Origin of the sequence: Streptomyces lycii, assembly GCF_009735685.1 — a bacterium.
GTDB lineage: Bacteria > Actinomycetota > Actinomycetes > Streptomycetales > Streptomycetaceae > Streptomyces > Streptomyces lycii.
Genome location: NZ_WHPN01000287.1, coordinates 1 through 5,569, shown reverse-complemented (window position 1 = coordinate 5,569; position 5,569 = coordinate 1). Strand labels below are relative to the sequence as shown.

General features: G+C 70.2%; 6 protein-coding genes and 1 rRNA gene. All 7 read right to left on the bottom strand.

The features are described 5' to 3' along the window. Positions 1 to 109: 109 nt before the first annotated feature. The 7 genes from GCU69_RS15665 to rrf all read right to left on the bottom strand — a co-directional run bounded on the left by GCU69_RS15665 (position 110) and on the right by rrf (position 5,455). Positions 110 to 1,201, bottom strand: coding sequence for an NAD-dependent epimerase/dehydratase family protein (locus GCU69_RS15665; protein ID WP_098752450.1), 1,092 nt, complete (start codon positions 1,199 to 1,201; stop codon positions 110 to 112). A 354-nt stretch (positions 1,202 to 1,555) separates the two neighbouring features. Then, positions 1,556 to 1,654, bottom strand: a complete 99-nt coding sequence (locus GCU69_RS15660) for a 30S ribosomal protein bS22 (protein ID WP_003948845.1) — start codon at positions 1,652 to 1,654, stop codon at positions 1,556 to 1,558. Between the two features lie 111 nt (positions 1,655 to 1,765). Next, entirely contained in the window at positions 1,766 to 1,975 is a 210-nt protein-coding gene (locus tag GCU69_RS15655; RefSeq protein WP_098752453.1) for a helix-turn-helix domain-containing protein, read from the bottom strand. Between the two features lie 126 nt (positions 1,976 to 2,101). Then, a complete protein-coding gene (locus GCU69_RS15650) occupies positions 2,102 to 2,917 on the bottom strand; it encodes a phosphatase (RefSeq protein WP_098752454.1) in 816 nt (271 codons plus the stop codon). Between the two features lie 317 nt (positions 2,918 to 3,234). Then, positions 3,235 to 4,407, bottom strand: a complete 1,173-nt coding sequence (locus tag GCU69_RS15645) for an acetoin utilization protein AcuC (protein ID WP_156206383.1) — start codon at positions 4,405 to 4,407, stop codon at positions 3,235 to 3,237. A gap of 20 nt (positions 4,408 to 4,427) precedes the next feature. Then, on the bottom strand, positions 4,428 to 5,078 hold the full coding sequence (locus GCU69_RS15640; protein WP_098752451.1) for an HAD family hydrolase: 651 nt from the start codon (positions 5,076 to 5,078) through the stop codon (positions 4,428 to 4,430). Between the two features lie 260 nt (positions 5,079 to 5,338). Then, a 5S ribosomal RNA gene (gene rrf / locus GCU69_RS15635) occupies positions 5,339 to 5,455 on the bottom strand. Positions 5,456 to 5,569 lie beyond the last annotated feature (114 nt).

Sequence of the window (5,569 nt, the reverse complement as noted above, 5' to 3'; positions counted from 1 at the left end):
GCCTTCCTGCGGCCGGTGCGCCGCCGCCCCGGGGTGCGGTCCGCCGACCCCCGGGGACGGTCCTCGCCGAACGGGATGACCTTGGCATCCGCCATGCTGGGTGCGCTCCTCACTTGCCGCCGGACAGGTCGTCTTCGCCGCCCGCGCCGGCCGGCGTCAGCGTGCCGGAGAGCCGGTCCACGGTGCGGGCGAGCAGCTCGGGCGGGAGCAGCCCGGGGCCCCGGCTGCGCGCGAAGTCCGCGAAGGCCTCCGCCGTCGTATAGGCGGGTTCGAACCCGAGGGTGTCCCGCATCTCCGTCGTACGGACCACCCTGCCGTGGGTGAGCAACCGGATCTGCTCGGCCGAGAAGTCCGTCATGCCGAGGGTACGCAGTGCCGTGCGGGCCCAGTTCAGGGCGGGCAGCAGCAGCGGTACGGTGGGCCGGCCCAGCCTGCGGGCGCACTGCGAGAGCAGCAGGACTCCGTCCCCCGCGATGTTGAAGGTGCCGCTGTTGAGCGTGGCGCGGCGGGGCTCGGACGCGGCGATCAGCAGCACCCGCATCACATCGTCCTCGTGCACGAACTGGAGCCGCGGGTCGTAGCCGAGCACGGTGGGCAGGACGGGCAGCGAGAAGTACTCGGCGAGCGGTGAGTCGGCGAACGGGCCGAGGATGTTGGCGAACCTCAGCACGCAGACCGCCACGTCGGGACGGCGCCGGGCGAACCCGCGGACGTACCCCTCGACCTCCACGGTGTCCTTCGGGAAGCCGCCGCTGGGCAGCGACTTCGGCGGGGTGTTCTCGGTGAACACGGCCGGATCGCGGGGCGCGGAACCGTACACATTGGTGGAGGACTTGACCACGAGCCGCCGCACGGACGGCGCCTTCTGGCAGGCGCCGAGCAGCTGCATCGTGCCGATGACGTTGGTCTCCTTGACGGCGGCACGGCCGCGCCCGGAGCGGGACCCGGTGCCGAAGGAACGTGCCGGGGTGCCGGTGACGTCCATGTGCACGACGGTGTCCACGGCGTGCTCGGCGAGCACTCGGGCGATCGCCGGCTGCCGTATGTCGGCGCGGACGAATTCGGCGCCGCCGAGATGGTGCTCGGGGGGAACCGCGTCCACCGCGATCACCCGGTCGACCCCGGGCTCCCGTTGGACGCGCCGTACGAAACGGCCGCCGAGCTGCCGGGCGACACCGGTGACGAGCACGACCTTGCCCAAGATCAGCGCCTTCCTTCCCGCCGTGGGCGGGCTGAGACTGTGCCGCGGATGACTCGCTGATTGTGCCTCGGCGGTCACCGTATCCCGTCGATGTTGCGCCATGGTGACCCCGGTACGCACCGACCGCCCGGCCGGGCGTCCCGGGGCGTGTACCCCGAGCGCGGGCACACAGGCACCGGAACGCGCCGGAACGCGCGCTACGGAACGCAGAACACCGGAACGCGCGCTGCGGAACGTTGAACACCGGAACGCAGAACACCTGAACACGGCACGCCGGAACCCCGCACGCCGGAACGCAGAACGCCGCCCTCCCGCCGTGTGGCGGGAGGGCGGCGTCACGCGTTCAGCTGTCGCCTACTTCTTGTTGCGACGCTGGACACGGGTGCGCTTGAGCAGCTTGCGGTGCTTCTTCTTGGCCATCCGCTTGCGCCGCTTCTTGATAACAGAGCCCACGACTACCCTCGCTCACTTCGAATCACTCGGTGCGGGGCGTCCGAGCCCACACTACCTACGTCGGCCCAGCCTACCGGGCGCCGAGTGATGGACGTAATCCGAGGGGCGCCGTCAGGCGGTCTCCACCCCCACGTAGGACTCGCGGAGGTACTCGTGCACCGCTTGCTCCGGGACTCGGAACGACCTCCCCACCCGGATGGCGGGCAGATGACCGCTGTGCACCAAGCGGTACACGGTCATCTTCGACACTCGCATCACCGAGGCGACTTCCGCCACGGTCAGGAACACGACCTCGTTGAGAGGCCTCTCGCCACCAGCCATGAGACACCTGACCTTCCGCACATGACGGGCACCGGCTTCCCCTCCGGTGACTCCTCGTCGCTGCGCGCTCACTCCCAGACTAGGGGCGGGTGGTGCGAATGGGGAAGAGGAGCAGAGATCGGCCGCCTACTGTGACAGACACGCTTGATTGAGTACATAGCGAGTAAGCGGTCGGTAGTAATCGGACCGCACGGCGTCATCAAGCGGAACGGCCACCGAGACCCGCCCCTCGGCCTCCCCGACGAACAGCGCGGGATCGTCCGTATCCGCCGGCCCCATCGCCTCGATACCCAGCTGACCTGCCCCGCAGACCCAGCCGTGATCCCCGATCAGCAGTTCCGGCAGCGGACCACGGGAGTCGGCGGCCGCCGCGAGCGCCGCCCGAACCGGCAGCGGGGAATGACTGTGCACGCCCGCTTCGCGCGCCGGGCCGGGCGCGCCCCCTTCGCGCACCAACGCGACTCCCCGTACGTAGTCAAGGTTGTACGTACGTACCCCGAACCGCGTGCGAATGTCGACACTCCTCCCCTGCGCCGGGGTGAGGATCTGACATCCCGCCGACGACAGGGCGGCGGCCAAAACGGCGTAGAACTCGAGGAGCCGGTGCGGGTGCCCGGTCCCGAGCAGCACCGGAACCCGTGCCCGCGCGGCGGCGGCCAGCCGGTCGGCGAACACGTCGAGAGCTGCGATCGTACGGTCGGGATCGATCACGTCCGGACCGGACACGTGCTCCGGGTCGGGCGAGACACCGCAGCGGTCGGCCATCAGCCGCAGCAGGTCCCGCTGCCGCCACGGCCGTTCGGGGTCCAGGCCGAGCAGCAGTCGCGGGTCTCGGGCCGCGAACAGCCGGTAGCTCCGCAGGCTCCTCTCCCGCGAGGTGGCGACCGGCCCGGCCAGCCGGGCCGCCAGCAGATGAGCGCGCAGGGCGCCGGGACTCAACACGCGGCTCATGCTTCCGCACCCGCGGACCGGGACGACCGAAATCGGGCGAAGGAAGCCACTGTCGGGCTAACAGGACGTAACCTTGCCGCCGAACGGCCCCACCGCGGCCGGAGGACCGGCCCTGCTCCCCGGTCCCGGCATTGTCCCGGGCGCCTGCCCCTGTCCCTGTCCCTGTCCCTGTCCGGGAGCCTGCCGGGGCCGCGGTTCCTGCTCGGCTCCGCTCGGCCGGCTCCAGGTCCGTCTCCTGCTCCGGCCCCGTCCGTGTCCGCCCCTGCCCCCGTCCGTACAGCGCTACGGATCGCGGTACGGATCGCGGGCTACGGAAGCAGCCCGTGCGCCGGGAACACCGCTCGCCGGGTGGCGAGCACGGCCTGGTCCAGCCGGTCCGCCGGGTCGTAGCCGCCGTCCTCGAAGTCCCGCCAGTGCGGATGCCGTCCGTCCGTCATCCGCGACGGCGCGAGCTGCCGGGTCCGCGCGTACACCTCGTGCCGCCACTCCTCGGGGGTCTCGGCCGCGGGGTCGACGGGCTCGCCCGCGGCGATCGCCACCAGATGCGTCCACGAACGGGGCACCACGTCCGCGATCGCGTAACCGCCTCCGCCCAGAGCCACCCAGCGGCCCTCGGTGTGCTCGTGCGCCAGGTCGTGACACGCCTGCTGTACGGCGCGCTGCGCGTCGAGGCTGACCGCGAGGTGGGCGAGCGGGTCCTCGATGTGCGTGTCGGCACCGTGCTGGGTCACGAGAACCTGCGGGCCGAAGGCGCCGATCAGTTCCGGGACGACCGCGTGGAAGGCCCGCAGCCAGCCGTCGTCGGTGGTGCCGGGCGGCAGGGCCACGTTCACCGCACGGCCCTCGGCGTGCTCGCCACCGGTCTCCTCCGGCCAGCCGGTCTGCGGGAAGAGGGTCCGCGGATGTTCGTGCAGCGAGATCGTCAGCACCCGGGGGTCGTCCCAGAACGCGGCCTGTACGCCGTCCCCGTGGTGGACGTCGACGTCCACGTACGCGACCCGCTCGGCGCCGAGTTCCAGCAGCCGCGCGATCGCCAGAGCCGCGTCGTTGTACACGCAGAAACCGGAGGCGGCGCCCGGCATCGCGTGGTGCAGCCCGCCCGCGAAGTTCACCGCGTGCAGCACCTCCCCGCGCCACACGGCGTCCGCCGCGCCGACCGACTGGCCGGCGATCAGTGCCGACGCCTCGTGCATCCCGGCGAACGCCGGGTCGTCCTCGGTGCCGAGCCCGAAGGAGCCGTCCGCAGCGGCCGGGTCGGCCGAGACGCGGCGGACCGCGGACACGTAGTCCGAGCGGTGCACCAGCCGGAGCGTCGAGTCCCCCGCGGCCTTCGCCGCCGTCACCCGCAGCTTGCCGTCCAGACCGAACGCCTCGACGAGCCGCATGGTGAGGGCGAGCCGCACCGGATCCATGGGATGGCCGGGGCCGAAGTCGTAACCCGTGACTGCCTCGTCCCACATCAACTGTGCTCGGCCGCTCATGTCGGCCACCGTATCGGTCCTCAGCCCCCGGCCAGCAACTCCGGCAACTCGCTCATCGCACCGAACAGCGCGGTGGCGCCCGCCAGCTTCGCGGGCGGGGTCATCGCGGTGAAGCCGTACACGTCCATCCCGGCGGCGACCGCCGCACGCACTCCCAGCGGACTGTCCTCGACCACCGCACAGCGCTCGGGAGCCACCCCCATGACCGCCGCGGCGTGCAGAAACAGATCCGGGGCGGGCTTGCCCCGGCCGACGTCCTGCGAGCTGAAGATCCGGTCCTCCCCGAACCGGTCGTCGAGCCCGGTGGTGCGCAACGCGACCCGGATGCGCTCATGGCTGCCGGACGAGGCCAGACAGTACGGAACTTCGTCGGCGGTGAGCTTGTCGAGTACGTCGGCGACTCCCGGCACGGGCAGCAGATCCCGGCGGAACGCCTCGAACACCCGGCTGTGGAAGACATCGTCGAAGTCGTCGGGCAACCGGCGGCCGGTGCGCTCCATGACGAGGTCGTGGATGCGGTGGACCGCGGAGCCCATGTAGTCGCGTATCGAGTCCTCATAGCTGGTGGGATGCCCCAGCTCCGTCAGATAGGCGGCCAGGGTCCGGTTCGACAGCGGTTCGCTGTCCACCAACACCCCGTCATTGTCGAATATGACCAAGTCGTAGCGCATTCGCTCACCCTATGACGGTCGTGGGAAAGCAATCGCTGCCGCCGTCACTACCGATGCCGCCGCCACCTCCGTTGCCTTCGATGCCGCGGGACGGCAGAGGCGCTTGATGACCCGTCACCTCCACTCACCTCCACAAGACGGAGCCGACGCCGGCGCACATCACGGGCGGCGGACAGCCGCGCCCTACCTCATCGGGGGCACAACGCAAGAAAGCCCTGCCAGGAACACTAAGTTCCCGACAGGGCAATCCCACAACAATTGTTCGGCGGTGTCCTACTCTCCCACAGGGTCCCCCCTGCAGTACCATCGGCGCTGAAAGGCTTAGCTTCCGGGTTCGGAATGTAACCGGGCGTTTCCCTAACGCAATAACCACCGAAACACTATGAAACAAACAAACCGGAACAACACAGTTCGTTATTTCAGAACCAACACAGTGGACGCGAGCAACTGAGGACAAGCCCTCGGCCTATTAGTACCAGTCAACTCCAACC

What these genes read in the sequence shown, in the direction of transcription:
- GCU69_RS15655 (WP_098752453.1), bottom strand. Translation starts at nt 1,975, where the DNA reads ATGGCTGGTGGCGAGAGGCCTCTCAACGAGGTCGTGTTCCTGACCGTG.
- GCU69_RS15645 (WP_156206383.1), bottom strand. Translation starts at nt 4,407, where the DNA reads ATGAGCGGCCGAGCACAGTTGATGTGGGACGAGGCAGTCACGGGTTAC.
- GCU69_RS15640 (WP_098752451.1), bottom strand. Translation starts at nt 5,078, where the DNA reads ATGCGCTACGACTTGGTCATATTCGACAATGACGGGGTGTTGGTGGAC.